Source organism: Halostagnicola bangensis, assembly GCF_054653435.1.
In genome coordinates this window covers 2,855,472-2,880,636 of sequence record NZ_BAAIGG010000002.1, presented here as the reverse complement: position 1 = coordinate 2,880,636, position 25,165 = coordinate 2,855,472, and the positions used below count along the sequence as shown (strand labels likewise).

Below are 25,165 nucleotides of genomic sequence, written 5' to 3'. Positions count from 1 at the left end.
TGGATTGTATTTCGGAAGGAGGAATATTGAGTGGACAATCTTGATTTGTAGCGGTATTATGGCGGTTTGATCGGATAATGATACCAGCTGAGGGCTTACCTTTTAAATAGCGTGTAGATTACAACGGTTTGCGAATATGACAGACACACGTGATTCCGAACCGGTGCAGTGCAGAGATATTGATCATGAAAAACTCGTCGAACAGGGCATAGCCCCGGAGGCATACCATGACTTTCAGGAGGTAGTTCAGGGCTTGATCTCTGTCCAAACCTGCTGTGAAATCGGTTACATTGAGGAACGATGCTCGCGTTGTTCAGCCAGGTTATCCGGCCTTCAGATACTTGGTGACGTCCCGGAGTCGATGCAGGATCTCAAGTGGATCACCGATGACGTGTACGATACGTTTTACGAACATCCACGACCCGTTCATCACGTCGCCATGGGGCCAGATGTAATCGAGTTGGGGCAAGAAGCAATAACGGAGTTGTTCAAGTTGCTGCAGCTGACTGCTGGACTTGCCCGTGAGGACAAAGAGGACGGGACTGGTAAACGATCCAAACAGGATCTCTGGGCACGCGTGCTCGGCCCGGAATACGCAAACACCGACTAAGTTAACACGACCAGGCCAGTTGCACGTTAAGTAATGAGCATTCTCTACCTTCCTTTTGGGCCATGGCGTGCGTTGACGAACCAGTCGGGCTATCGATTTTAGCTAAGGAAAGTCGACAATATTGACAAGGTCCTCAGCCAGAAATCATGACTAGTACACTAGCAGGCCGTGCGCAATAATTTGAGGAGAGGTAGAATTATTATGCTCAAGCGGCTACTGTAGCGTATGCCGCCCGAAAATACGTCCGGCGACGAGACAGAATGGGTAGGGGCGTGGAAAGAGCACGCGTCGGCGTTTGATCGGGTGAAGTCGGTCACGATGACGCTTTCGGAGTCCCGACCCGCCTCTTGGATCGCTGAAGAGGCAGCCGTCTCTCCGAATACCGCGCGGGACCATCTCCGTCGACTCATCGATCTTGGTGTCGTGATGGCGACCGAGCAGGACGGGGTCCGCCACTACTATCCGGATCCGCTGTACACGCGACTCCGAGACGTCCGGGAGTTTCTCGAAGACACGACAAAACGGGAACTCTCAGAACAGGCAGCGGCGTTGAAAGAAGATATCGCAGAGTGGAAAGCCGAGTATAACGCTGACTCCCCCGACGCACTCCGTGAACAAGCAGCCATGGACGATGTCTCTGCTGAGCTCGCATACGAACTGACGCGGGCAGCAAGCGACTGGGAACTCGCCCGGTATCGCCTCTCGCTCGTGCAGGACGCGATCAAGAACTACGACACCTGGACGTCTGACCCGTCGTCGGTCACCGTATGACCGGCGACCGGAATGCGTCAAAGAACCAGTCCGACACTGGCGCCCCCCGACGCGCTACGCCTGATTCCTCCCGAGGACGTGTTCGCTTCGATGGGGGTTCGGATCCGGGTCGTGATCGACACCGCATTTTGCGCGAGTTACGTGGCGAACTGGCGCGACACCCTGCCGTTCGGTCCATTGAGGGGGAACCACCGGACGAGTACCAGGAATTACGGGCCACGCTCGGTCCATCGTGGTTCGGTCGCACAGCAGAGACCGCGTCTCTCCGGGTGACGTGGATCCCGGATCCGTCACCCGGTCCCGAAGCGGCCGACCGTACGAACGATGCCTGGATGCGGACCCCGATACAGGCGTACTACACCATCCATTACAGCGAATCGGACGGGTTCGACTGCGGATTCCACTGTGAACCAAACCCCCACGTCGATGGACTCCTCCACTATCAGGAACGCGATGACGCGGATGACACATACACCCATGAGCCGGTTTCGTTCGGTGCACGATCGGTGTCCGGTCTCCTGTGGGAATTGATGGACGCGCTCGCCGACCGGCTTGACGACTCTGAATGACGCACATACCGGTCCGGTTGCCGAAACGATGCGCGGTTCGAACGGCCTCTGCTCAGAGCAGAGAATAGCTGGCCGTTCCTGCTGCGCACACGCAACGCTCGCAGGCATTTGAACCGGTTTATTACTATCAAGCACAAATCGATGAATCGAATCAGTTCTGTAACTGTGATCCGGTACTGAAACTCGTGAGATCATCGATACGGTCTTCGAGTGCTTCAATTTCGCGTCGGAGATCGTCGGTCTCTTTTTCTTCGCTCGCTGCCAAGCGGTCTTTCAGCCCCTGGAGACGCGACTCTTTGACGTCCTCGTCGACCTCGGCTTTCCGGACGTATTCGCTCTCGTCGATCTCGTAGACGGCCGACTCCGGGAGTTCCGTCACCTTTAGAGCCTCATCGACCTTGCTCGAATCGACGCTCGTCACACGTTCCCGATCGATTCTTTCATTCCCCAGCGCGGCCAGTACTTCCTCTTTGCCCTTGAGCGAACGGTTGCGGCGGGACGTTCGCTGGACGGACCCGTACTGGCCGTGGACCGGTTGGTTGTGATGGAGTCTGTCGAGCAACACGTCGGCGGTGTTCTGTCGGAACCCGTTGGCGTTTCGTTGGACGTCAGAGCACAGCGTGTAGAGATTCACGAGTGCGTCAGTCTCCAGTTCGGACAGATCGGATACGTCGTGACGTTCGAGCGCGTCGATGAGAAGTAACGCATCCGAATAAAACTCGCGGTAAGTATAGGTGGAGAGGTGACGGAGTAGCAATCAATTTCACCAATAGAAGATTAATATCCGAATCTAAGCAGCCAATTAACCGAAAGTGCAACAAACACGCTTGCTAGTAAGACCACGAGAAAAGTGATCGAAGCTTCCCACCCAAACAAATCAGCAAATAGTCCTACCATCACCGAACCTAAAGACGCAACAATCATGTAGATGGTCCGAACGAGACCAAGACCAATATTTTCCTCTTGAACTGCAAAAACGTTTAGAAACCTGGGTAGAAGGGCTGAAGCAAAACTCATAGCAACACCAATAAACGTCACGCCGATCATAAATGAAAGAAGATCAGACCTCATTACGAGAACACAGAATCCGATGACGCCAGTCAGCATGCAACCGGCAATAGTTTTGTCACATCCAATTCGATCAGAGACAGCGCCAACGCTGATTTGACCGAACGCTTGGATGAGAAAATAAACCGAAAAGAGACCACCAGCAAAGGTCGTAGAAACATCATGGTATTCCACAAAGAATGTTGGTAGAAAAGTCGCTGTCCCCTGCCATACAAATTCACAAATTGTAGCAATAATGAGTGTAAACAAGATTGATGGTCGTGTGAGTATTCCTCGAATTTCGGAACCTAGAACTCGTTCCCGAAAAGGTGTTTTTGAATGACGTGGTTCCATCTCTCGGATTTTCCATGCAAAAAGAACTGCTATCGGGACAGCAAGTAACCCAGCAGTAGCGATACTAACTCGCCACCCGAATCGGACCGCAATCCAGACGAAGACAAGAGGTGCGAGTAAACCAGCAACCGTTGCTCCAGAATTGTGAACGCCAATCGCAGTACCGACCTCATCGTGAGTCCGTGAGAGCAGTGTCGTTGCAACACTGTAGTGAAGTCCTGCGACTCCACCAAGTAACATCACTGCCAAGAAAAACAATCCAAAGAAAGGCGACGCTGAAGCGGCAAATATAACAATTGCTGATCCTCCAACAGAGAGAAAAATTATTCGGCGTTCCCCGAATCGGTCTGCGAATAGTCCGCTTGGATACTGAGCAAGACCATACGCGAACCACATCCCAGTCAGTGACAATCCAATGATCGTATTTGAGACAGAAAATGTTTCGGAAATTTCGGGAATTAACGGACTAATCCCCAAACGCCCCATCGTGGTGATAAAAAATGCCAGCGTACATAGAGTAAGAACCGTTTCTCGATATCGCCACTGCATTATTAACAGGCCTATTATCTGAGAAGAACAGAAGACTACTTATCTTACTTGATTCTCAATTGTTCCCACCTATAAAATCAAAATTTCTGAACAGATATAGATAATAAGTACATGACATAGGTTGACAATCAATAAAACAACTTTGAACCATTTGTTTCAAACCATCTGTTGCATATAAAGTCCTTTCCAGACATTCATCATGGAAATTGATTGGATGTTGTCCCTCAACTAATCTGTGATAACCGATCGCAAACCCCGCAGATCCCAACTCAGGCTGTGCAACATTCGCGCATTGTATTCAACACGATTTTGAAAGTCTATCAGGGCTGACAAACCGTCCAGCGTTCAATAAGCACCTGTAGTGAGCGGATGGTTCAGCGCCTTCAGCGTGAAACAAACGGGGTCGTCGTGGGCATCCATCCTCTATATTCAGCAGATTGTTTCTGACGCCTATCCAAAGGTTGGGTAGCTGCTCCGGTAACACCTTCGGCTCTGCTGCTCTTTCCGAAGTCTGTGCAAAGCGTTCTATGACATGCTCTCTAGGGGCAATCCTTTATAAGTGACGACTAGTTTAACCTATGCACTCCACAGATGAGTGCATCACAACAAAACAAGGGACTAAGCGAACCATTAGTCGAAATGTTAGGAAAAGATGCGGAGTCCGTACAACAAGAACGGCAGGCCTTCTACAATTGGATGATTGAGAAGGGAAAGTCTCCGCTCAAACATGATCCGTTGTCGAAAGCGAACGCGGATAACTACTACCGCCGTCTCGACCAGCTACATCGAACTGCGATCGAATCTTTCGATCCGGAGGATAAGACCCGTCTCACCACTGATCAGGCCGACGAGTTACTGTTACTACTGGCGCGCGACGAAATACAAAAAGTGGACGGCGGCGATTACACCGATGCCTCGAAACGGAAATTCACTAACGCACTGGCAAAATACTTTGAGTGGCAGTACCACGAGGGGACGCTTGAGTTCCAGTGGCGTCCGCGAGTTAAATTCTCTGATGGACCCCACACGTCAGCAGCCGAATTCACATACGAGGAGGTTGGCCGGTTACTGAACGTCTCGAAATCGTACGGTAAACTCCCGTCGTACTACGAAACGTCGCCGGAGGAACGTGATCGGATACACGGTCTCGTCGCACAGCGGTTGAGCAAACCGAAAACGGATGTTACGCGACAAGATTGGCAGCGAGCGGACCAGAGTACCAAGATTTGGACGCTCATCAGCGTCGGATACGACGCCGGGCTCATTCCGGCAGAGATCCAGGAGGCAGAGGTCAACTGGTACAAGCCCGAACAACAGATTCTGAAGGTCCCCCGCGAACAGGCCGCGAAAGAGCGAGAAAAATACATAATCTCGCTCTCCGAGGAATCATGCGATGGGATGAGTCGATGGATCCGAGAACGGCGACATCTCGAAAAGTATGACGGATCCAACAAACTCTGGCTCAACAGGGAGGGGAACCCGTATCAATCGGGGAGTCTCTGTAACCTCTTACGAAAGCTCTGTGAAGAAGCTGACGTGCCGACCGAGGACCGAGAAGTGAGGTGGTACAGTCTGAGACACACGCTGGGTCGGCACATGAAATCCGATGGAAGTCTCACGCAGACGAACGATCAACTACGCCACGAGGTCTTCGAGACGACCGCATCCACGTACGGAAACTCGGCCGCCGAGGAGCGACAACAAACTCTCGATAAAAGCCGTCGGAAAGCGAAGCGAGCAGCCGAGGATCCAGAGTATAACCCGTACGCCGAAGACACTGACACCACGACTGCAGATGAAGGATCGACAACGTCGGGTGGCACGGATGCAGTCTTAACAGATCTCGGCGGGGGGACACTGCACGCAGACACTTATATTGAGGATACGACCGAGGCAAAAGTCGACATCACTCGAAAAATACTGTCGGACGACGACTCGCCCGAAACTGCTGATTAACCCATTCGATCCAGCGCGTTTTTGCGGTCCTCTACCGGTGCCTGGTCGTATTTCATTGTTGTCTCAGGGGATCGATGTCGGAGCTGCGTTTGTGCCGCTGCGAGCCCTTCCTCTCTGGCCATGTACGTGCCAACCGAGTGTCGGATTGAGTACCAACTCATCTGTCGGTTCTCGACCGAGATGTCGGCGATCTCACAGAGGTTGTGGAGTAAGCTCCGTAATGACGCTGACTGGTATGGGTTGCTCCGTCTCGTCAGCCACAGTGCGTCGGTGTCGTCGTACTTATCGATGATTTTGCGTTGTTCGAGCCATTTCTCCAACATCTCGACGGTCTGGTCCTGCATGCTGACGATCCAGTTACCCACGTTTTTCGACGATTCCTCGCGCGGGATTCGCAGTACTGCGTTCTCCAGATCGACCCATCTCGTGCGGGCTCGTTCGACTTCGATCGGACGGAGCCCCGTGTCGAGGCTGACGCAGACCATACTTGGGATCTTCCAACTGTTTGCCCGTTCCCAATCGTCCTCAGTGAGTTCGGATTTCGGTTTCTCGAACCGTTGGGCGAGGTACGATCGCCACCGGTCACGCTCGTCACCGTACACGTTCTTTCGGCTTGGAACGCTCCCGTATTCGAGCGCTGCGTTCCGGATTTTCGGACGTTCCTCCCGAGTGAGGTAGTCCCGCGGTGTCGTCGATTGGTTCCTGCGAGAGAACGTGATTTCTGGCTCCCACTCCTCGCCGCCGCGCTCGTGTCGTCGCCATTTGTACAGCATCATCACCGCCTTTCGACAGGCGCTCTTGTGTGCGTTTGAGTTTTCTTGGCGAGCAAGGTGTTTCAGGTATCCGTCAGCGTGATCGAGGGTAAGCCCAGACGTGTACCCGCCCTCTTCTTGCCAGACCCAGCGGTAGAACATGTCCATTCGGTATGTTCGGTTCTTGACCGTCGTCTTCGCGTATCCTTCCGCGTGAGACGGGTCTTTGCCGAACGTCAGCAGCCATTCGAGGCACTGTTCGCGCTGCGTTCGGTAGTCTATGAGCTGTCGCTGGTTGAGTAATTTTTCCGAGGGTTCCGTGACGACTTTGACCCCGTCGAGGGGGGTAGTTGCCTCGTCGGCGTTATTCATTGCCTGCCCTCCAGTTCCGAACCCAGGTCATTGCCCGTCGATTTTGCCAATCGCAAGACGGCGTTGGATTGTGCCCGGTGAACTTCATTGCCCTGGATTTCAGGCGAATCGCAAGAGGGCGTGGACTTCGATACGTCTTCTGAACCGCATTGCCCATGAACATGAGTTAATTCACTAGTTGTTCACGGCTGAAAACTACCGGACGGGAGGAAGGTGGGGATGCTCCGACTGGGATTCGAACCCAGGTCATTGCCGTGAGAGGGCAATATGATTGGCCGGACTACACCATCGGAGCGCGTACATATTCCTACTGCCGACTGTTGTTTAAGGATTCCGTTTCGATACAGGAGTGGCGTTAAGTAGCATGCACGGAGTTCGCTCACTCGTCGAACGGCGACTTCGTCGCCTCCGGCTCGTGGCCCTCGAGACTGATGATGTTCTCTCGGCCGACGCGGAGTTTGCTGATGGTTCCACTGTCTTCCATCTCCGAAAGGAGCATGCTGACTTTCGATTTCGACCAGCCAGTTTCGTCGACGATCTGAACCTGTTTCATGCGGCCACCGTTTTCCTCGATAAGGTTCACGACACGGTCCTCGTCGGTGAGAAGTTCCGTTTCCTGGAGCTCCTCTGTTGGCTCAGTGGTGGTCGCACCCGCTTCCGTCGGCCCTGGTTCTTCCCCGGCGGTCGATTTTACCGCTTCGTCGTCCGTATCACGGAATCGGACGAATGTCCCGATGCCGACCAGCACAGCGATAATCATAATGATCGCCAAGAGCGGGCTGAAAGTACCGTCTTCGAACGTGTCGAACGAACTCAAGAATCCGCCTTCGTTGGACTCCTCCGGATTGTCGAGAACGATGCGTGGCTCGCCAGGGATGAACTCCATTTCACCGGACCAGGTGACCTTGTTCGCATCTGCGAGTAACTCCCGGTTGTACCGGCCGTCTTCGTGCACCGATTGGAACTCGAGGGAATCGTCGGTACTGACGGTAAGTCGCTGATCCTCGAGGAGGACCCACTCGTCGAACACGTCGCCTGCTCGGACGGTTCCGTCGTCGTCGACTGCCGCAAATCCTTCCCAGACGAACGACATTTCGACGACGCCCGTGTTGTTTCCGGTCTGGCTAATTCCTTCCTGGTCGACGTAGGCTTCGCGCTCGAAGTTCGTCGCCATCCCCTCCCGGTCGGAGCTTTCGACACCGGATTCGGTCAGGTTTTCTGCCTGATACTGAAATCCTCTGTAGAGACTGGTGTTTTCAGACTCGAACTCGTCTGCCCAGTCTTCGAACGCCTGAACCTCGTCTCCTTCGTCGTCGTCCTCGTCCAGTGCGCGTTCGTACTTGAACGTCCAGGTCGCACTGCCGTTCTCGTGAATCGTCACCTCGAAAGCCGTGTCATCGAACTCTTGGCTGGTCCCCATCGAACCAGTGTTCGGTTCGACGCTTTGTTCGGTCGCCGTGTGTTCGCTCTCTCCGGCCGTTGCTGCCGTCGTACCGCTCAGCAGCAGCGTCCCACCACCACTTAGCGTTCCTACCACGACGAAGAGGACGAGAAGTCCAATCAAAGGCGACCGAGTCATTCGTCTATTACTACGTGCCAGTGCTAAAAATCCTTGTGAATAGCAGTCTGTGTACACTCATCGTATCCTATTCATGCTCGTCGTATCCAACTCGACCCATTCGGAACCGGCTCAGAAACATCACTGACCGCCGAGACAGTGATTCAGCCGAGAACGGCCGCCCGTCTGCCCGGGACCGTAATCGGTGACCCAATCGAACAGCCGATGTCGACATACACAACATGGATCAACCCATACTCCCGGTATGGTCGATAATCTCGCCGAAGGCGTACACGCATTTACGAGCAACGTGTTCCTGGTGACGGGCGAACGAACGGTCGTGGTCGATACAGGTGCAAACTTCGACGCCGTCTCCGAGATCGAATCTCGCGTCGACGATCTCGACGCCGTCATCCTCACCCACACCCACAAAGATCACGTCGGAAATCTCGAGGCGATCAAAGACGCGTTCGAGGTCGATGCGTGGGGATTCGATTCGTCGGTCGACGGTGTCGATCACGAAATCGAGGACGAAGGGATCGTTACGCTCGGTGACCACGAGTACGTCGCGATGCACACACCGGGCCACAAAAACGACCACCTCTGTTTCTACGCAGAAGAGCCGGGGATTCTCTTCGCGGGGGATCTCATCTTTCAGAAAGGGAGCTACGGACGGACCGACCTGCCGGAAGGAGATCACGGAAAGCTCGTGTTGAGCATCCACGACGTCTTCGACCGCATTGACGAGGATCTTCAGGCGATGCACGCGGGCCACGGACCGAGCGTCACCGACCGGCCGTACAAACACGTCGAACTCACGGCGGGGATCGTCCTCGACGAAGCCGAGTGAGTCCGGCCCGCTTACGAACGATCTTCGGCCGCCTCGAGAAGCGCGTTGTAAGCCGGCTCGTACGCCGTCGCAATCGCCGTTGGGTCCCGGCGCTGTTTCTTCGGTAGTGGAGACAAGGGCACACGAGCGACGGGATCGATCGATCCGATGACGTCGGGAACGCGTTTCTCGAGCGTTCCTTCGCCCGGACTCGAACTGGCCACCGTACAGGCCCGACAGAACCGAGAGCCGCGATAGATCCGTGCCCGACCGGGTTCGACGACGGCTACCGCCGAAACGAGGTCCTCGCCGAGCGCCTCGAGCGGCTGGGCGATGTCTCCGTAGGATTCGACCACGGCCAGTTCGGCGGACGCGATTTCGCTCGCCAGCGTTTCGAACGCCGAAGTATAGGTTCCCTGCATCAGTTCGTTGAGTTCCTCGACCGACTCGACGGTCGGCGAATCGGACAACGGGAGCGCCTCCGCAACGGCATCGGGGATGTCGGCAGTCCCATTGCGAACGAACAGCGGTTCGTCGTCATCGGGCCGGTTGACTCGATCGACGACGAACTCTCTATCGGTTCGTCCGAGTATCCCTGCCGAGCCGTCAGGAGCTGGTTGCCACAGTCTGTGAACGGGGTTAAGGGCTTCAGGAGGTCTGTCGTCGTCTTCCGCTCTGGACAGTTTCGCCGCATCCTTCCCGTACAGTCGGCCGTCGACGAGCGCGTCGAGACAATCGTCGTGGTCGAACCAGTAGTCGTTGCCCGCTCGAGGTTTGAAGGCAACGCCACCGGTTCGTTGGACGAGGCCGGTCGAGAACGTGGTTTTTCCTGCGTCCACGTGATCCGCGCCAACGATGAGAAAAATCATCGTTGCCGACTACACCCCGTTGCCATCTCCTGATCGCCTATTCGACACGAGAAGGTACAGCGAGAGGATGACTCGAGTCGTCGTAACTGGGTCATACTGTAGCGTACGTACCTCGAATTCTGTCGGCCGACGTGATCAGTCTTTCAGTCCGTAATAGCCCGGTTCGTCTTCGTCGCGCGGCTCCGCGACGACGAGTTCGGCGGCGTTCGTCATAACCCACGGAATCGCCCAATCGAGCAGGATATCTTCGGTGTCTCGGTCGATATCCGCGTCCGCGTCGAGCCCCTGCAGGAGACGCGCGATTTCGTAAATCGTATACATCTGATCCTCCTCGAGGAGCTCCGTCGGCGTGTAAAAGTCACAAGGTGGTAAGCTGTCGAACTCTGATTTTGGGACAGGCATACGTCGGCGTAGGTCAGTCTCGCGGGTAAACTGTATGGTTTGTTGCCGAGAAGTACGGGTTGGTTCCGAGAGCGAAACGTTCGGCTGGATACGACGAACCACCTGCTACGGGTAAACGGACTACGTCACAAAAATGGATGGTGTTACTGGAGACTTATTCGAAGTGGTCGAGACAGGTTTCGTACTCTTGGGCTGCTTTGTCCCAGTTGACGACATCGAAGAACGCGTCGATGAAGCTCCCGCGGTCCGGTCCGTAATCGTAGTAGTAGGAGTGTTCCCAGACGTCCAGCGCGAGAATCGGGTGCGAGCCCCAGAGTGCGCCCTGGTCGTGCTTGTCGACGGCGACGTTGCGAAGCTGTTTTGCGACGGGATCGTATACCAGTAGCGCCCAGCCGCCCGCTGCGCCGGCAGCAGCTTCGAACTCGCCTTTCCAGCCCTCGTAGGAGCCGAAGTCTTCTTCGATGCGGTCGGCGAGGTCGCCGGTTGGCTCACCGCCACCGTCGGGGGACATGTTCTCCCAGAACAGCGTGTGGAGATAGTGGCCACAGCCGTTGTGAGTCACGTTGCCGAGTGCACCCGGCGTCGAGTCGAAGTCACCGCTCTCGCGGTTCTCCGAGAGTGTTTCTTCTGCGCTATTGAGGCCATTGACATACCCCTGATGGTGGGTATCGTGATGCCAGGTCACGACCTGTTCGGAGATCGATGGTTCGAGTGCGTCGTAATCGTATGGAAGTGGTGGAAGTTCGTGATCAGTCATAATTGCACACCTCTAACTGGTCTGTCGGCCGCTCACCTGTTAAGTTTTAAGGAGTGAAATGATACCACATCCCACGATAAGCTCGGTAGCGGTATCACAGATGGTCACTCCTGACGAAATCAACGACGGTCGTTCTGTTAAAGCTTTCAGGGAACGTGTCGGACACAGTGTACGATAGGCCCATGAGTGACAGAACTGGTAACGTCAACGTGCTGGCAACGTTATAGGCTGGACATCAATGTCTGCCGCAGAGTCGGCGTCACGCACACACACACACGCCCTAGTCGAGGAACTCCTTGTGACGGGCATGCTCGAGCCACTCCTCGAGCGTCGGCTGTTCCCAGTAGCGAATGGTATCGCTTCGAGTATCGTACTCCAAAATTCCCGCATCCTCGAGGCGCGGCAAATGAACGTGTTGTAACGATGTTTGTATCTGCAACCGGTGATCTTCTCCGTGATCGTCTTCTCGTGTGTAAATATTGTCAACCAACTCGTCGAACGTCGCAATTCCATCGTCCTGATCGGCGAGATGATACAGTCCATATCGCCGTCGCTGGACCGAAAGTAGATCGAATACCAGATCTATCGATGGTGCTGCTGTCGTTTCAACGGCCGTTGATTCACGTTCTGTCTTACCCATCCAGTAACCACCTACCGTACGTTACCATTCGAAACCACCACTAGCCCCTATTGCAGCCGACACATTAGATGTTACGCTATTCGACAATATTATATATTTAAATTTGGACAGTTCCTGTCGAGAGAGGTTTTGGAAGAATTGACCACGTGAGTTGTCGAATAGCGCGTCCGGCAACTACTTTCGGTTTCGACGACGTGTACTGTGTCCAATATGACTTGTCAATACATCCCTCTATTTGGATGTGGTCCGAAAAATAAAACTCGGAAAACGAACGACCGGCGCTACCGAGCGGCTCGGTTATTCGTACAACCAGCTTGCGTCGTGTTGCTCGTAGTCGATCAGTTCGTCGTCGTCGAAGTGAATCGCAATCTCTCTCTCGTTTGCGCCCTCGTCCTCGTGGTCAGCCGCGTGAACGACGTTGCGACCGAGATCGAGTGCGAAGTCTCCGCGAATCGTTCCCGGGGCAGCCTCGAGCGGATCGGTCTCGCCGATCATCTGGCGGACCTGTCGAGTTGCATCTTGGCCTTCCCAGACCATCGGAACGACCGGACCGGCCGTGATGAACTCGATGAGATCATCAAAGAACGGCTTGTCCGTATGTTCGGAGTAATGCTCTTTTGCGCGTTCCTCGGGCATGTTGATGACCTTGATCCCAACGAGCTTGAGGCCGCGGTCCTCGAGACGGGAAACGACGTTTCCGACGAGACCGCGAGCGAACGCATCCGGTTTGATCATCACGAACGTGCGTTCGTGGTCGCTCATTGGTCGTCCTCGTCTTCCGCGCCGTCGTCTTCGGCGCTTTCCTCGTCTTCGGCGGACGATTCGTCCGAGTCGGCTTCTTCGGCCTCACCTTCGCCAGCCTCGGCTTCATCGTCTTCGCCCTCTTCGGGCTCGGAGTCGTCCTCATCTGCCTCGAGTTCGGACTCCTCGGAAAGGTCTTCGTCCTCGCTCGTCCCGTCCTCGTCGGTTTCGGTCGTTTCGTCGGCAGCTGTCTCGGCCTGTGCCGGACTCTTGCCGCGACGACCTTCCTCGGTCCACTCGAGGTCACGCGGTTCGCGACCGAGCTTGTAGTTCTTTTCCGCTTTCGAGTCGACGAAGTGGAGCACGCTGCCGTCCTTGCGGACGTACATGATGCCCGTTCCGGGCTCGATCTCTTCGCCGGTGTAATCGCAGGTTCGTTTCTCGACCATTGTTACTGTCCTCCAATCGAGTCGGCCTCGCGGGCGGTCTCGCGGAGCTGGAGTACGTCCCCTTCGCGGACCGGTCCGAGGCAATTTCGGGTAATTATGCGACCTTGGTTCTCGCCCTCCTTGATTCGGCACTTGACCTGCATGGCCTCACCATGCATTCCGGTCTTGCCGACGACTTCGATAACTTCGGCGGGCGTCGAGCCGCTTTCTCCCTCTTCAGCACTCATCTTGAGTCACCTCAGTCGAGATCCTCGATCTTCCCAGCGATGTCCTCGACGTCGTCTCCGGCCTCGCCGGCGTCGACGATTGCCGCGGCGGCTGAGCCGACCTCAAGCCCGGCGGCGTGTCCGACGTCGTCCTGCGTTTCGACGAAGACGACGGGGATGCCCTTCTCGTCTGCGAGTTCGGGGAGGTGCATCACGATTTCCTCGGGGGTGACATCCTCCGCGACGAAGACGAGATCGGCGTTGCCGCGTTCGATCGCTTTGGTGGTTTCGTTCGTTCCTTTCTTTACACGTCCTGTGTCTCGTGCGACCTCGAGCGCCTCAAGGGCGTCGTCGGCGAGGTCGGCTGGGATTTCTGTAGTTACGTAAACTGCCATTGGTTGTTCACCTCTCCTACGCGCGGGCTCTCGCTCCCCTGCCATCCGGGCGCTGGGTCGCTGTCGGTGTGTCGGTTCGTATCCGATCCCCTGACATCCCGGGCCGGTCGATCCGGCAAAAGTCCTGTGGGGCTAGGAGCATCATCAACCCCGCGTAGGGTGTACACTCGAGTAGCGTAGCCCCCCTTAAAAGCGTGTTCAAACGAACGGGACTGTGCCAGCTACTCGCAAGCACTGAGCCGGTCGAGACAACAACCCGGGGTCGGGAGGTTTTACCCCCGCGAGCGTCACACTCGATACATGAACGGCGTCTCCCTCGCGAGTGCGCTTCACCGCGAGGCCAGCGCGACCGACGAACGACGGGCGATCGTTCTCTCCGGTGAGCGCGAACGTGGCTACGAGGTGCTCGACTCGATCCTCGCCGCCCTCGAAGTCGGGATCAGCGAGACCACCCTCGTCGGTCCCGACGACCGGCTTCGATGCGAACACCGTCCACAGGTCGGCGCGGACGAACTGCTCGGAACGACCCACGAAGTGATCGTTCTCGACGCCCACGCTGATCTTCAGCCGAACGCCCTCGGGAGGATCGTCGGGGCCGTCAACGGCGGTGGATTGTTGATACTGCTCACCCCCACGCTCGAGGAGTGGCCGAACCGCCGCGGTCGCTTCGCCCGTTCGCTCGCAGTTCCGCCGTACTCACTCGAGGACGTGACGGGCCACTTTATCAAACGACTCGCGGAGACGATACGTGCGCATCCAGGAATCGCCGTTCTCAACCTCGACAGCGAGACGGTCGAAGACGACGGCCTGCTCGAGCCTGCTCCGAAACGGTCTACGAAATCGGGACCGATCGAGCACCCACCAGATCAACGGTTTCCGACGGCCGCTTACGAGGCCTGTCTCACCGGTGATCAGGTCGATGCGGTCGCCGCGCTCGAGTCGCTCTTCGAGACCGAGCGGGCCGTCGTCCTCGAGGCGAATCGAGGCCGCGGCAAATCCAGCGCGGCGGGGATCGCGGCGGGCTGTTTTGCGCTCGATGGAACGGACGTGCTCGTCACCGCACCCGACGCCCGAAACACGACCGAGCTGTTCGACCGGGCGCGGGAACTCGTCGCATCAGTCGACGGATCACAGGACGATTGGGGAGCGAGGGACAAGGAGGATCGCGTCGACAGTTCCCGCGAAGAACGCCACCATTCCGAGGTCCGAACGAACGTCGGCGGTCGCATTCGTTTTCTCGAGCCGGACGCCGCCATCGAAACGATTTCGGGACGGAACAAAGGGGCCGACCGCCCGACGGACTTCCACCCCGAAATCACGATCGTCGACGAGGCCGCCGCCCTCCCTGTCTCGGTGCTCGAGCGATTTCTCGAAGCCGACCGCGTCGCGTTTACGACCACGATACACGGCTACGAAGGCGCGGGCCGCGGGTTCTCCGTTCGGTTTCGCGATCGACTCGAGGAAAGCAGACACGAGGTAACCGACCGCTCGATGGCCGACCCGATCCGCTACGCCGCCGGCGATCCGATCGAAGTCTGGTCGTTTCGCGCCCTCGGACTCGACGCCCGTCCGCCCGTCGATCAGCTCGTAACGAACGCCGCTCCGGAGACGGTCGAGTACCGGCGACTCGAGCCAGCAGATCTGCTGGCGGACGAATCCTTGCTCCGCGAAGCGTTCGGCCTGCTCGTCCTCGCACACTATCGGACGGAGCCCAACGATCTTGCCCGCCTGCTCGACGCGCCGAACCTCGAGGCGCGTGCGCTGGTCTACGAGGGCCACGTCGTCAGTATCGCACTGCTCGCGCGAGAGGGGAACCTCTCGAGTGAGACCCGTTCGAAAATGTACGAAGGGAGCCGCGTTCGCGGGAACATGCTCCCCGATATCCTCACCAGCCAGCTTCGTGACGAGAGCGCTGGCGAGCCAGCTGGAGTTCGCGTCGTCCGAATCGCAACCCACCACGCCGTGCGTTCCCGGGGATTGGGATCGAAACTTCTCGAATGCATCCGCGACGAATTCGAGCCCGATATCGATTGGATCGGTACCGCGTTCGGTGCGACGCCGGGGCTTCTCGAGTTCTGGGCGAAAAACGGGTTCAACGCGGTTCACGTCTCGACGACGAGAAACGACGCGAGCGGCGAGCATTCGGTCCTCATGATTTCGCCCGCGAGTGATAGTGGACAGGCGCTCGCCGAACGTCATGCCGGCTGGTTCGCCCGACGATTCCCGGCGCTGTGCTCGGATTCGCTCACCGCCGTCGATTCCGACGTTATCCGCGGCGTCCTCAGAACGGTCGACGCGTCGCCCGAACTCGAACTGTCCGACCACGAGTGGCGGGTGGTCGCGGGGGCCGCGTACGGTCCAGGGCGATTCGACGTCGATCCCGGACCGTTTCGAGAACTCGTCCTTCGTTCTCTCCTCTCAGATTCGCGGCCGGACGACCTGTCTGCGAGCGACGAACGGCTGCTCGTCGCTCGAGTCCTGCAGGGACTGGCGTGGGAGTCGGTCGCCGATCGACTCGGGTACCACTCGGCGAGCCAGTGCCGACGTGCCCTCGGGAACGCCCTTGTTTCGCTCGTCGAGGCGTACGGAACCGACGCGGCGTTCGACGTTCGCGACCGGTTCGCCTAACAGAGGCGGCCGCTCACGCAAACAATCGACGAAGCACGAACTCCGGTAGTAGCTTGACGACCCACGCGACGAGTCGCCAGCGCCGGGTGATGTAGGCGTGGCGCTCGCGCCGTCGGATCGCTCGAGCGATCTGCGTCGCCGCCTTCTCGGGAGAGGCTTTCCAGAACTCGCCCATCGTGAGCTTCGTATCGACGTACCCCGGTTCGATCGTCGTGATCGTAACGGCCGCGTCCCGTCCCGCCTGTCGGTACCGGAGCCCTTCGAGGTACCTCGAAACGAACGCCTTCGACGCGTTGTAGGCCGGAATTGCTCCGTTTCCGAGGTGTGCCGCAACCGACGAGACTCCGACCAGGTGACCGTCCGGTTCGTCCTCCGGCGTGGGATTCGCCTCAAAGTACTCGAGCGCCGCGGTCGCAACGGCGACGAACCCGCTAACGTTTGTCTCGATAGTATCGTGTTCGGGTCCCCACTCGAGGTCTCGGTTGACGACTCCGATCCCCGCGTTGGCTACGACCAGGTCGACCGACTCCATCGCCTCCGCCAGTTCGAAAAAGCCCGCTCGAGCATCCTCGGTATCCGTAACGTCCATCGTCGCGACGTACGATTTCGTCGGAAGCTCCGCACCGATCGCTTTCAGTTTCTCCGTCCGCCGCGCGGTCAAACCGAGTTCGTACCCCTCTTCGGCCAGCTCTCGAGCGAGCGCCTCACCGATACCCGACGACGCGCCGACGACGATCGCACCCCGTGTCATACCGATGACTTCTCAGTCGATCCGGTAGTACTTTGCTAACTCTCCCCTCGATACGAGTATGGTCGATGCGCTCGTGCTCCTCGCCGTCGCGTTGCTGATCGGCGGCGTCGTCGGAACGGTCGTGCCACTCGTCCCTGGCGGCGTGCTCTCGCTCGTCGGCGTCTCTCTCTACTGGTGGCAATCCGGGTTCACAGAGCCCGGAACGCTCGCCCTCGTCGTTCTTACCGTTCTGGGTCTCCTGGCCGTCCTCGCGGAGTTCTTCGGCGGGGCGATCGCCGCTCGAGCGGGCGGTGCGTCCTGGCGGACGACCGCGCTCGCGGCGCTCGTCGGCATCCTGCTGATGATCGTCACCGGCCCGCTCGGGCTGCTGGTCGGACTGTTCGGAACCGTCTTCGCGCTCGAGTTCGCCCGGAACGGCGCGATCGATCGGAGCGCTCGCTCCGCAACGTACGCGACCGTGGGGATTCTTGCCTCGACGGCGGTACAGGTGTTACTCACGACATCGATTCTGTTCGGGTTCGTTATCGCGGTCGTGCTATTCTGATTTTGTCGTTTCACTCGAGCGAACCGCCGACCCGTGTCCAAGAACGCTCCACACGACTCGATTCGGGGGAAACACTGAAAGTGTGTCCGTTAGTCTCTCACATATGATCTGTTCCGAAGACGACTGCGACCAAATCGCCGCGGTCGTGTTGCACATTCCCTGGGACGAAAATCGGGTCGTCTGCGCCCCTCACGCTCGGGTTCTCGGCCGAGAAGACGGCATCGTTACGGATCCGTTGCCGGACAGCGCCGAGGATCTGCTCGAGTGACCGAGAGAACACGAGATAGAAAGCAAGAACAAAGTGACAGTCGACGCGAACCGACGGCTACGGATGCGCGTAGTAGGTCACGGTCTCGTCGTCGTCATGGTGATCGATCCGCGCGAAGCCGACGCGTTCGAACTGCACCATCTCGTCGGGCTCGAGCTCCGCGACGGCCGGCTCCGCCCGACCGGTGACGTCGCCGTCTATCGTCCGCATGCGGACTGGAACGCTCTCTGTGGCGGGCACCCAGTGGATGACGTCGACGTCGCCTTCTCTTACCACGTCGATATCCTCGCCTGTGTACTGGAGCGTGTCTCGAGTGTACTGGAAACAACCCAATCCTTTCAGCCAGATGCGCTCCTCCCGGGCCGGGAGGTCGTCGGGCTCTAGGAGAACGGAGCCGCCGACCGGAATTTCGCGGACGCCCCGATCCTCGTGGTTCGGGTGAAGCGGCGGATTCGCTTCGTCGGGCGGACTGCCGCCGAGGGGGATCTGATTACCGTCACGAACCAGAAAGCGCCGATCGGTCTCCTCGTCGATCCGATCCCGGTTGGCCGCGTATACCGAACTCATCGCGAGGTCGACATCGCTCGTGGACGTTCCTAACTGCACCATCGCGTCGGTGATCGCCTCGCCGCGAATTCCGCGCCGGCGAAGGCTCTTGAGCGTGGGCGCTCGGGGGTCGTCCCAGCCATCGAGTTCGCCGTCTTCGATCAGTCGCTTGATCGTCGACGTGCTCATCTTCAGATCGTACTCGTCGACGTTGACGTGGCCCCAGTGGAGGACTTCGGGATACTCCCAGCCGAAGTATTCGTAGACGAACCGCTGGCGTTTGGCCGAATCCTGCAGGTCGATTCCGCGAATGATGTGCGTGATGTCGACGATGTGGTCGTCGATCCCTGACTGGAAGTCGAGCATCGGCCAGCACCGGAACTCCGCGGCCTCCTCGCGCGGGTGCGGGGTGTCGATCATCCGGAACGCGACCCAGTCCCGAAGTGCCGGGTTCTTGTGTTCGATGTCCGTCTTGATCCGGAGAACCATCTCGCCGCTATCGTAGACCCCCGCGATCATGTCTTCGAACTCGTCGAGCACCGTTTCGGTATCCTTGTCCCGGTGTGGACACGCCTCGCCGTTGTTCTTCAGTTCGCTGAACGCCTCGGCGGAGCATGAGCAAGTGTAGGCACCACCCAGCTCGATCAGTTTCCGCGCGTGATCGTAGTAAATCTCGAGGCGGTCGCTGGCCTTGAACGTGGCATCCGGCTCGAAACCGAGGTACTCGGTGTCCTCGAGGATCGCCTCGTAGGCGTCGAGATCCGGTCGTTTCGTCTCGGGGTCGGTGTCGTCGAAACGAACGCAGAACCAGCCGTCGTATCGCTCCTTGTAGGTCCCGATAACCGCCGGCATGCGCGCGTGACCCATGTGCCACGGCCCGTTCGGGTTCGGCGCACAGCGCATCCGAATTTCGTCGTACTCCTCGACGTTCGGAAGGTCGGGAAGCGGATGGTCTTCGCCCTCGTCCTCCGCTTCGATCTCCGCCAGTTCCTCGGGTGCGAGCGTCTCGAGTCGCGCTCGGCGCTCGTCGTGCTCGAGTCCGTTCACCTCGTTTACGACGCCGCCGATGACGCCGGGGATCGAATCGGCGTGTTCTCTGAAAGCCGGGTTCTCGCCCATCAGCGGCCCCATTACCGCTCCGACGTTCGCGTCGCTTTCGTGTTTGACCGCGTTCAATAGCGCGTGTTTCTCGGCTTCGCGCTCGACCCGTCCGCGTAGATCGTCGTCCATTGAGTGGACGTATTCGCGGCCGACCCAAAACTGTCGCGGTGTCGGCTCGTTCGATACGCTCACGACGAGCCACTCTGTGGAACAGTGATCGTCGACGCACCAAAAAAATCTCCCGAGAAGGGCCTATGTCCGTTGGTAACCGCGCTGAACCGAGGTTAGTAACCGCGCTCGATCAGGTAATCGGCGAGGTCACACAACTGCTCGCGAGCCTCGTTGTCCGGCAGTACTTCGAGCCGGTTCTTTCCCTGCTCGACGAGGTCTCTGGCCGTCTCGTTCGCATACGAGATCGAACCGACAGCCTCGAGTTCGGCGACCGCATCGTCGATTTCCGCTTCGGTTACGTTCTCGACTGACACCGTTTCGACCAGCCCCTCGATGTCGATCCCTTGCTTTCGGGCGTGGACGGTTATGAGCGTCTGTTTGTTCTCGACGAGGTCGCTTCCTCGCTGCTTGCCGAGTTTGTCGCTCGGAACGGTGAGATCGAGCACGTCGTCTTGAATCTGGAACGCCCGACCGATATCGAGCCCGTAGCCGTAGAGAGCGTCGACGGTTTCCTCGTCGGCACCCATCAGAACGGCCGGAAGGCACGCCGAAGCGGCGTAGAGCACCGCGGTCTTTTGCTCGACCATCTCGAGGTACTCCTCGGGCGTGACATCTTCGCGTTGCTCGAAGGTCACGTCGAGTGACTGGCCCTCGCAAATCTTCGTACAGGTCGTCGCGAGGATATCGAGTGCTTCGACGGCTCGGTCCGGGTCAGCACCCGCCTCGAGCATGATTTCGAACGCTTTCGAGTACAACGTATCTCCGGCGAGGATCGCCGTCTCGATATCGTACTCCTTGTGGACCGCTGGAACCCCGCGTCGGAGGTCGTCGTCGTCCATGATATCGTCGTGGATCAGCGTAAACGACTGAATTACCTCGACGCTTACGGCCGCGGCCATCATATCAACGACACCGCCCGATAGCGTCGGGAACTCGCGGTACGAGGTCGAAAGTGGTTCGATATCCGCGAGCGCTTCCGCGGTGATCAACAATACCGCAGGCCGAAGCCGCTTGCCGCCAGCGTCGAGCAAATATCGAGATGCTTCGTAGAGCCGTTCGGGGCGTTGAACCGGAAGCTCGTCAGGAACTGCGTTGTTTACTTGTTCGCGTCGCTTGCGAACCCCCTCGAGCACGGCTTGTTCTCTCGCCTCTGAAGTTGTCATATCAATCGACTAGCTGGATGAGGTTTCCGTTACTCGAGACGTGAATATCTCGTCCGAGTTTGTACCCTTCGCTCTGACAGAGACCGACGTATCCTGACAGTCCTTTGAGGTCCTGGTGGGCGGGGATGATGTTCTGTGGCTGGAGGGCATCGAGCATCGTGTAGTGACCCTCCTGATTCAGGTGACCGGAGACGTGGATCTCGTCGTAAATACGAGCGCCCTGCATGCCGAGTAGACGTTCGGCCTGGTAGCGCTGTCCTTCGTTGGTCGGTTCCGGAATAACGCGAGCGGAGAAGATGACTTTGTCGCCATCGTCTAGCTCGTACGGCGTCTCGCCGCGGGCCATCCGGGTGAGCATTGCGCGTGGCTCGCCCTGGTGGCCGGTAACGACCGGCAGGAAGTTCTCCTTGCCCTCGTTCATGATCCGCTTGAAGGTGCGGTCGACGGACTTTCGGTGGCCGAACATCCCAAGGTCGTCCGGGAAGTCGACGAAGTCGAGTCGTTCTGCGGTACCGGAGTACTTCTCCATCGAGCGGCCGAGCAGGACCGGCTGACGGCCGATATCCTTCGCGAATTCGACGAGGCTCGTGACACGTGAAATGTGACTCGAGAACGTCGTTGCGACGATACCGCCGTCGTAGTCCTCCATACTGTAGAGGACGTCACGAAGGTGTTCGCGTGCGACGTTTTCCGACGGCGTCCGTCCCTTCTTGTTCGCGTTCGTACAGTCCTCGATGTAACAGAGGACGCCTTCGTCTTCGCGACCGATCTCTCGGAACCGCTTCATATCGATCGGGTCGCCGACGACCGGCGTGTGGTCCATCCGTTTGTCCAGCCCGTAGACGATTGCGCCTTCGGGCGTGTGGAGGACCGGGTTGATCGCGTCGATGATCGAGTGCGTGACGTTGACGAACTCGAGTTCGACGCCTTCGTCGCCGATGGTCATCGACTCGCCGGCACTCATCTTGACAAGATCGTTCTCGACGCCGAACTTCTGCTCGCCTTCGATCTGCTGTTTGACGAGTTCGATCGTATACGGCGACGCGACGACCGGTGCGTTGTATCGGTGAGCTAGCTTCGAGATCGCACCGATGTGGTCGAGGTGCCCGTGTGTCGGGACGATCGCCTGAACGTCGCCCTCGAGTTCGGACATGATCCGGTCGTCCGGAATCGCGCCCATGTCAATCAGGTCGAGGCTGTGCATCCGTTCGGTCTCGACGTTGTCGTGGATGAGAACCTTCGAGAGGTTTAGCCCCATGTCGAAGATGACGACGTCGTTACCCGCGCGAACGGCAGTCATCTGCCGTCCGACTTCTTCGTAACCGCCAATAGTTGCAATTTCGATTTCCATGATTGTAGCACTGAAAGCCGTATGGACTCTCATCGAAACGGTCCGCGGACTCCTGTTTTCTCGGCCCCGGCGTCTTACAGCTCGTCGGCCATCCCGCTATGCGCTCGCGGAGGTTATTTCCTCCGTCCGACCCACAGCACCGCTGTGAGACGCGAACGCACTTGCCCGCGGGTTTCGCTGTTTGAGTGTACACGCTGGGGTGTTAAAAACGCAGTGGGTTGGAAACATCCGCGCTCGAGCTGTCGCGACTCGATCGAGTTACCTCTCGAAACAATCTCGCTGTGGAGAAAATCAAACGAATGTTTTCCAATTATCGATATTGGTTCCTGGATCATCATTCCGTTTGAGTTCTCCCAACACACGGTTCTGAAATCCGAAGTTTTCTAACCCACCGTCCGAAACGTCCCCCTATCTAATGACGAAAGACCTCGAGCGCGACCTCGGACTTTTCGCCGTTATCGCGATCAGCATGGGCGCGATGATCGGCAGTGGTATCTTTATTCTGCCCGGCATCGCGATGGCCGAGGCGGGGCCCGCCGTCATCCTGGCGTTCATCATCGCGGCGATACTCGTCGTCCCTGCGGCGCTCAGCATCGCTGAACTCGGGACGGCGATGCCGGAAGCTGGTGGTGATTACGTCTTCATCGAACGGGGCATGGGGCCAGCCGTCGGGACCATCGCGGGCCTGGGGACCTGGCTCATGCTCATGTTGAAAGGATCATTGGCGCTCTACGGCGGCATGTTCTACATTAACTTCGCCTACCAGTTGCCCACGTGGGACTTGGTAATCCCAGGACTCGAGATGGCCCTAACGATTCCGGGCGTTCGAGCGCTCGGAATCACCTTCGCAATACTGCTCATCGCCGTCAATCTCGTCGGTGTCAAACAGACCGGGGGACTCCAGTTGATAATGGTGATCGTCATGCTCGTGATCCTCTCAGGATTCGTCATCAGCGCGATCACGAGCGTCGAAGCCGCGAACTACGATCCGTTCTGGCCCGGTGACGACCAGGCAGGCGTCCTCAGCGCGACCGCGCTCGTGTTGGTCTCATACGCCGGTGTGACGAAGGTCGCCGCCGTAGCTGAAGAGATCGAAAACCCCGGTCGGAACCTTCCGTTGGGTCTGCTGATCTCGCTCATTGCAACGAGTTTCCTATACGCACTACTCGTGTTCGTCCTGGTCGGTGTCGTTGAGGGCGAAGCGTTACAGGGGACTGAAGAGCCCATGGCCGAAGCGACGGAGATCCTCTTCGGCGGTCTCACAGCCACTATTCCGGCGATCGGTGGGTCGTTCCCCATCGGCTGGGCCGCGGTCATCGCCATCATTTTCGCCGCCCTCCTGGCGCTCGTCAGTACCGCCAACGCCGGCATTCTAACCGCCTCGAGATATCCGCTCGCGCTCAGTCGTGACAACCTCTTCCTCAAGAAATTCGAGTACATCCACCCTCGATTCAACACGCCCTTTATCGCCATCCTCTCGACGGGTGCGTTCATCATCTTCATCGTCGCGACTCAGGAAGTCGACGAAATCGCCAAGATGGCCGGTGCGTTCCAGATACTCGTTTATATACTCGTCTGCGGAGCGCTGATTGCGTTCCGTGAACGCGATCTCGAGTGGTACGATCCGGACTTCTTCACGCCCGGCTATCCCTGGGTGCAGTTGTTCGGAATCGTCTCGGGCGTCTTCATCATCACGCAGATGGATCTCCAGGAGATCCTCGGAACGATCGGGATCGTCATCTTCGGTTTCGTCTGGTTCAAATGGTACGCCGAGAATCGCGTCGAACGCGAGGGCGTCGCGAAGGGGCTCGCTCGGCGCGAAGCCGGGAAGCAGTTCGTTCGCGATACCGAAGAACAACTCGAGGACGACGATCGCTACGAGGTACTCATCCCGATCCGGCAGGATGTCACGCGCGAGCAGGAGGACGCGCTGATCAACGTCGCCGCGCCGATCGTCAACCGACGTGGCGGACGCATCCGCGTGGTTCGATTCGACGAGGTTCCGGATCAGGTCCCGCTCGATACGGCCGCCTCGGAGCTCACCGAAGGGGATGTCGAGTTCGAAGAGCGAACCGACGAACTCGTCCGGTACCTCGAGGCACCGGTCGAGGTCGGCGAAGTCGTGAGCCACGACACGCGCCACGCGGTCGTCAACTTCGCAGAGCGGACCGACGCCGATCTGGTTCTCGCTCGAGAAGAACCCACCAGCCGGCTCGGAACCCTGTTCGGCCGCGACACCGACTGGATCATGGAACACGCGCCGTGTGACGTGGTGTTCGCCCAGCACGAGGAGCCCGTCGACGTCTCCGAAATCGCGATCGTCACCGATCGGAGTCCGTTCAACGACCCGCTCAAAGTCGAACTCGCCGATGCGATGGCTACCTCCGTCGGGGCGAGCATTCGATTCGTCTACCCCGTCGGGGAGGATGCCCCCGAAGAGCTACTCGAGACGGTCGAGGAGTATCACGATCAACTCGACGACCTCTGTACCGTTCCCGTCGAATCGACGATCGTTCGGGCCGATGACGCCGTCGAAGGCCTCAAATCGGAGCTCGAGACCGCTGATGTCGTCATGTTGAGTACGGTTACGCACAGACGGCTTCCGGACCTGCTCGTCGAACAGCGATCCGATCGCATCGCCGCATCGCTGGATGCACCCGTCCTGCGAGTCCACTCGAAAGAGACGCGACGAGGATCGTTCCTCCGACCGATCCTCGATCGGGTTCTGTTCGACTGAGCTGTCGTCGGTTCTCGGTGACCGCATCTGAGAAACAAGTCGACGAAACGCGAGTGCACGACGAACGAGTCATAGGGCC

General features: G+C 58.0%; 24 protein-coding genes, 1 tRNA gene and 1 pseudogene. 9 read left to right on the top strand and 17 right to left on the bottom strand.

Translation table 11 applies throughout. From position 1 onward, the window contains the following. Positions 1-136 precede the first annotated feature (136 nt). The 3 genes from ACYQ14_RS16205 to ACYQ14_RS16195 all read left to right on the top strand — a co-directional run bounded on the left by ACYQ14_RS16205 (position 137) and on the right by ACYQ14_RS16195 (position 1,950). Entirely contained in the window at positions 137-610 is a 474-nt protein-coding gene (locus ACYQ14_RS16205) for a hypothetical protein (protein WP_459889388.1), read from the top strand. A 225-nt stretch (positions 611-835) separates the two neighbouring features. After that, positions 836-1,381, top strand: a complete 546-nt coding sequence (locus ACYQ14_RS16200) for a winged helix-turn-helix domain-containing protein (RefSeq protein WP_459889387.1) — start codon at positions 836-838, stop codon at positions 1,379-1,381. A 128-nt stretch (positions 1,382-1,509) separates the two neighbouring features. Continuing rightward, a complete protein-coding gene (locus ACYQ14_RS16195; RefSeq protein WP_459889386.1) occupies positions 1,510-1,950 on the top strand; it encodes a hypothetical protein in 441 nt (146 codons plus the stop codon). Positions 1,951-2,101: 151 nt separating this feature from the next. Here the strand turns inward: ACYQ14_RS16195 and ACYQ14_RS16190 are convergent. Next, positions 2,102-2,671: pseudogene (locus ACYQ14_RS16190) on the bottom strand (DUF7983 family protein); the annotation flags it as partial. 56 nt (positions 2,672-2,727) lie between these two features. Beyond that, a complete protein-coding gene (locus ACYQ14_RS16185; protein ID WP_459889385.1) occupies positions 2,728-3,900 on the bottom strand; it encodes an MFS transporter in 1,173 nt (390 codons plus the stop codon). A 639-nt stretch (positions 3,901-4,539) separates the two neighbouring features. Between ACYQ14_RS16185 and ACYQ14_RS16180 the strand changes: the two genes are divergently transcribed. After that, the gene (locus tag ACYQ14_RS16180) at positions 4,540-5,856 is read left to right on the top strand and encodes a site-specific integrase (protein WP_459889384.1); all 1,317 of its coding nucleotides are present in this window, start codon (positions 4,540-4,542) and stop codon (positions 5,854-5,856) included. Here the strand turns inward: ACYQ14_RS16180 and ACYQ14_RS16175 are convergent. From ACYQ14_RS16175 to ACYQ14_RS16165, 3 genes are all read right to left on the bottom strand, one after another. After that, the gene (locus ACYQ14_RS16175; protein ID WP_459889383.1) at positions 5,853-6,980 is read right to left on the bottom strand and encodes a tyrosine-type recombinase/integrase; all 1,128 of its coding nucleotides are present in this window, start codon (positions 6,978-6,980) and stop codon (positions 5,853-5,855) included. The two genes, ACYQ14_RS16180 and ACYQ14_RS16175, sit on opposite strands and share 4 nt — an antisense overlap. Before the next feature lie 220 nt (positions 6,981-7,200). Next, positions 7,201-7,275, bottom strand: a tRNA-Glu gene (locus tag ACYQ14_RS16170). Positions 7,276-7,359: 84 nt separating this feature from the next. Then, the gene (locus ACYQ14_RS16165; protein ID WP_459889382.1) at positions 7,360-8,559 is read right to left on the bottom strand and encodes a helix-turn-helix transcriptional regulator; all 1,200 of its coding nucleotides are present in this window, start codon (positions 8,557-8,559) and stop codon (positions 7,360-7,362) included. 244 nt (positions 8,560-8,803) lie between these two features. Here ACYQ14_RS16165 and ACYQ14_RS16160 point away from each other — a divergent pair, with 244 nt between their 5' ends. Continuing rightward, positions 8,804-9,388, top strand: coding sequence for an MBL fold metallo-hydrolase (locus ACYQ14_RS16160; RefSeq protein ID WP_283835371.1), 585 nt, complete (start codon positions 8,804-8,806; stop codon positions 9,386-9,388). A gap of 11 nt (positions 9,389-9,399) precedes the next feature. On the opposite strand, the gene ACYQ14_RS16155 is transcribed toward ACYQ14_RS16160, so the two are convergent. The 8 genes from ACYQ14_RS16155 to rpl7ae form a co-directional block, all read right to left on the bottom strand. Further along, a complete protein-coding gene (locus ACYQ14_RS16155) occupies positions 9,400-10,236 on the bottom strand; it encodes an ATPase (protein WP_459889381.1) in 837 nt (278 codons plus the stop codon). Between the two features lie 135 nt (positions 10,237-10,371). Beyond that, the gene (locus ACYQ14_RS16150; RefSeq protein WP_283835367.1) at positions 10,372-10,638 is read right to left on the bottom strand and encodes a DUF5827 family protein; all 267 of its coding nucleotides are present in this window, start codon (positions 10,636-10,638) and stop codon (positions 10,372-10,374) included. Positions 10,639-10,792: 154 nt separating this feature from the next. Next, positions 10,793-11,395 (bottom strand): superoxide dismutase [Mn], encoded by a 603-nt coding sequence (gene sod / locus ACYQ14_RS16145; RefSeq protein ID WP_283835365.1) that lies wholly within the window; start codon positions 11,393-11,395, stop codon positions 10,793-10,795. Positions 11,396-11,675: 280 nt separating this feature from the next. Next, entirely contained in the window at positions 11,676-12,035 is a 360-nt protein-coding gene (locus ACYQ14_RS16140; protein ID WP_459889380.1) for a DUF7344 domain-containing protein, read from the bottom strand. Positions 12,036-12,332: 297 nt separating this feature from the next. Continuing rightward, positions 12,333-12,797, bottom strand: a complete 465-nt coding sequence (gene ndk, locus ACYQ14_RS16135; RefSeq protein ID WP_283835362.1) for a nucleoside-diphosphate kinase — start codon at positions 12,795-12,797, stop codon at positions 12,333-12,335. Beyond that, positions 12,794-13,225, bottom strand: coding sequence for a 50S ribosomal protein L24e (locus tag ACYQ14_RS16130; RefSeq protein ID WP_459889379.1), 432 nt, complete (start codon positions 13,223-13,225; stop codon positions 12,794-12,796). The genes ndk and ACYQ14_RS16130 overlap by 4 nt, the downstream gene beginning before the upstream one ends. 2 nt (positions 13,226-13,227) lie before the next feature. Beyond that, positions 13,228-13,452: a 30S ribosomal protein S28e gene (locus ACYQ14_RS16125; RefSeq protein ID WP_050050710.1), complete on the bottom strand. Its 225-nt coding sequence runs from the start codon at positions 13,450-13,452 to the stop codon at positions 13,228-13,230. Between the two features lie 11 nt (positions 13,453-13,463). Beyond that, the gene (gene rpl7ae, locus ACYQ14_RS16120; protein ID WP_049952968.1) at positions 13,464-13,826 is read right to left on the bottom strand and encodes a 50S ribosomal protein L7Ae; all 363 of its coding nucleotides are present in this window, start codon (positions 13,824-13,826) and stop codon (positions 13,464-13,466) included. A 300-nt stretch (positions 13,827-14,126) separates the two neighbouring features. Here rpl7ae and tmcA point away from each other — a divergent pair, with 300 nt between their 5' ends. Further along, entirely contained in the window at positions 14,127-16,454 is a 2,328-nt protein-coding gene (gene tmcA / locus ACYQ14_RS16115) for a tRNA(Met) cytidine acetyltransferase TmcA (protein ID WP_459889378.1), read from the top strand. Positions 16,455-16,467: 13 nt separating this feature from the next. Here tmcA and ACYQ14_RS16110 read toward each other — a convergent pair whose 3' ends face one another. Further along, positions 16,468-17,205, bottom strand: coding sequence for an SDR family NAD(P)-dependent oxidoreductase (locus ACYQ14_RS16110; RefSeq protein WP_459889377.1), 738 nt, complete (start codon positions 17,203-17,205; stop codon positions 16,468-16,470). Positions 17,206-17,263: 58 nt separating this feature from the next. Here ACYQ14_RS16110 and ACYQ14_RS16105 point away from each other — a divergent pair, with 58 nt between their 5' ends. Further along, the gene (locus tag ACYQ14_RS16105) at positions 17,264-17,749 is read left to right on the top strand and encodes a DUF456 domain-containing protein (protein ID WP_459889376.1); all 486 of its coding nucleotides are present in this window, start codon (positions 17,264-17,266) and stop codon (positions 17,747-17,749) included. A gap of 103 nt (positions 17,750-17,852) precedes the next feature. Next, entirely contained in the window at positions 17,853-18,017 is a 165-nt protein-coding gene (locus tag ACYQ14_RS16100; protein ID WP_459889375.1) for a DUF8014 family protein, read from the top strand. A gap of 57 nt (positions 18,018-18,074) precedes the next feature. Here the strand turns inward: ACYQ14_RS16100 and ACYQ14_RS16095 are convergent, their stop codons facing one another. From ACYQ14_RS16095 to ACYQ14_RS16085, 3 genes are all read right to left on the bottom strand, one after another. Next, the gene (locus tag ACYQ14_RS16095) at positions 18,075-19,793 is read right to left on the bottom strand and encodes a glutamate--tRNA ligase (RefSeq protein WP_459889374.1); all 1,719 of its coding nucleotides are present in this window, start codon (positions 19,791-19,793) and stop codon (positions 18,075-18,077) included. A gap of 155 nt (positions 19,794-19,948) precedes the next feature. Continuing rightward, positions 19,949-20,998: a geranylfarnesyl diphosphate synthase gene (idsA3, locus tag ACYQ14_RS16090; protein WP_459889373.1), complete on the bottom strand. Its 1,050-nt coding sequence runs from the start codon at positions 20,996-20,998 to the stop codon at positions 19,949-19,951. 1 nt (position 20,999) lies between these two features. Next, positions 21,000-22,349, bottom strand: coding sequence for an RNase J family beta-CASP ribonuclease (locus tag ACYQ14_RS16085; protein WP_459889372.1), 1,350 nt, complete (start codon positions 22,347-22,349; stop codon positions 21,000-21,002). A 415-nt stretch (positions 22,350-22,764) separates the two neighbouring features. Between ACYQ14_RS16085 and ACYQ14_RS16080 the strand changes: the two genes are divergently transcribed. Next, positions 22,765-25,086: an amino acid permease gene (locus tag ACYQ14_RS16080; RefSeq protein WP_459889371.1), complete on the top strand. Its 2,322-nt coding sequence runs from the start codon at positions 22,765-22,767 to the stop codon at positions 25,084-25,086. The last annotated feature ends 79 nt before the right edge of the window (positions 25,087-25,165 follow it).

Excerpts from the sequence above, each read along its gene's own strand:
- ndk (WP_283835362.1), bottom strand. The coding sequence starts at position 12,797 with ATGAGCGACCACGAACGCACGTTCGTGATGATCAAACCGGATGCGTTC.
- ACYQ14_RS16105 (WP_459889376.1), top strand. The coding sequence starts at position 17,264 with ATGGTCGATGCGCTCGTGCTCCTCGCCGTCGCGTTGCTGATCGGCGGC.
- ACYQ14_RS16080 (WP_459889371.1), top strand. The coding sequence starts at position 22,765 with ATGACGAAAGACCTCGAGCGCGACCTCGGACTTTTCGCCGTTATCGCG.
- ACYQ14_RS16085 (WP_459889372.1), bottom strand. The coding sequence starts at position 22,349 with ATGGAAATCGAAATTGCAACTATTGGCGGTTACGAAGAAGTCGGACGG.
- tmcA (WP_459889378.1), top strand. The coding sequence starts at position 14,127 with ATGAACGGCGTCTCCCTCGCGAGTGCGCTTCACCGCGAGGCCAGCGCG.
- ACYQ14_RS16200 (WP_459889387.1), top strand. The coding sequence starts at position 836 with ATGCCGCCCGAAAATACGTCCGGCGACGAGACAGAATGGGTAGGGGCG.
- ACYQ14_RS16095 (WP_459889374.1), bottom strand. The coding sequence starts at position 19,793 with ATGGACGACGATCTACGCGGACGGGTCGAGCGCGAAGCCGAGAAACAC.
- ACYQ14_RS16175 (WP_459889383.1), bottom strand. The coding sequence starts at position 6,980 with ATGAATAACGCCGACGAGGCAACTACCCCCCTCGACGGGGTCAAAGTC.
- sod (WP_283835365.1), bottom strand. The coding sequence starts at position 11,395 with ATGACTGATCACGAACTTCCACCACTTCCATACGATTACGACGCACTC.
- ACYQ14_RS16185 (WP_459889385.1), bottom strand. The coding sequence starts at position 3,900 with ATGCAGTGGCGATATCGAGAAACGGTTCTTACTCTATGTACGCTGGCA.
- ACYQ14_RS16140 (WP_459889380.1), bottom strand. The coding sequence starts at position 12,035 with ATGGGTAAGACAGAACGTGAATCAACGGCCGTTGAAACGACAGCAGCA.
- ACYQ14_RS16150 (WP_283835367.1), bottom strand. The coding sequence starts at position 10,638 with ATGCCTGTCCCAAAATCAGAGTTCGACAGCTTACCACCTTGTGACTTT.
- ACYQ14_RS16130 (WP_459889379.1), bottom strand. The coding sequence starts at position 13,225 with ATGGTCGAGAAACGAACCTGCGATTACACCGGCGAAGAGATCGAGCCC.
- ACYQ14_RS16180 (WP_459889384.1), top strand. The coding sequence starts at position 4,540 with ATGTTAGGAAAAGATGCGGAGTCCGTACAACAAGAACGGCAGGCCTTC.
- ACYQ14_RS16100 (WP_459889375.1), top strand. The coding sequence starts at position 17,853 with ATGATCTGTTCCGAAGACGACTGCGACCAAATCGCCGCGGTCGTGTTG.
- ACYQ14_RS16155 (WP_459889381.1), bottom strand. The coding sequence starts at position 10,236 with ATGATTTTTCTCATCGTTGGCGCGGATCACGTGGACGCAGGAAAAACC.
- ACYQ14_RS16205 (WP_459889388.1), top strand. The coding sequence starts at position 137 with ATGACAGACACACGTGATTCCGAACCGGTGCAGTGCAGAGATATTGAT.
- idsA3 (WP_459889373.1), bottom strand. The coding sequence starts at position 20,998 with ATGACAACTTCAGAGGCGAGAGAACAAGCCGTGCTCGAGGGGGTTCGC.
- ACYQ14_RS16125 (WP_050050710.1), bottom strand. The coding sequence starts at position 13,452 with ATGAGTGCTGAAGAGGGAGAAAGCGGCTCGACGCCCGCCGAAGTTATC.
- ACYQ14_RS16165 (WP_459889382.1), bottom strand. The coding sequence starts at position 8,559 with ATGACTCGGTCGCCTTTGATTGGACTTCTCGTCCTCTTCGTCGTGGTA.
- rpl7ae (WP_049952968.1), bottom strand. The coding sequence starts at position 13,826 with ATGGCAGTTTACGTAACTACAGAAATCCCAGCCGACCTCGCCGACGAC.
- ACYQ14_RS16110 (WP_459889377.1), bottom strand. The coding sequence starts at position 17,205 with ATGACACGGGGTGCGATCGTCGTCGGCGCGTCGTCGGGTATCGGTGAG.
- ACYQ14_RS16160 (WP_283835371.1), top strand. The coding sequence starts at position 8,804 with ATGGTCGATAATCTCGCCGAAGGCGTACACGCATTTACGAGCAACGTG.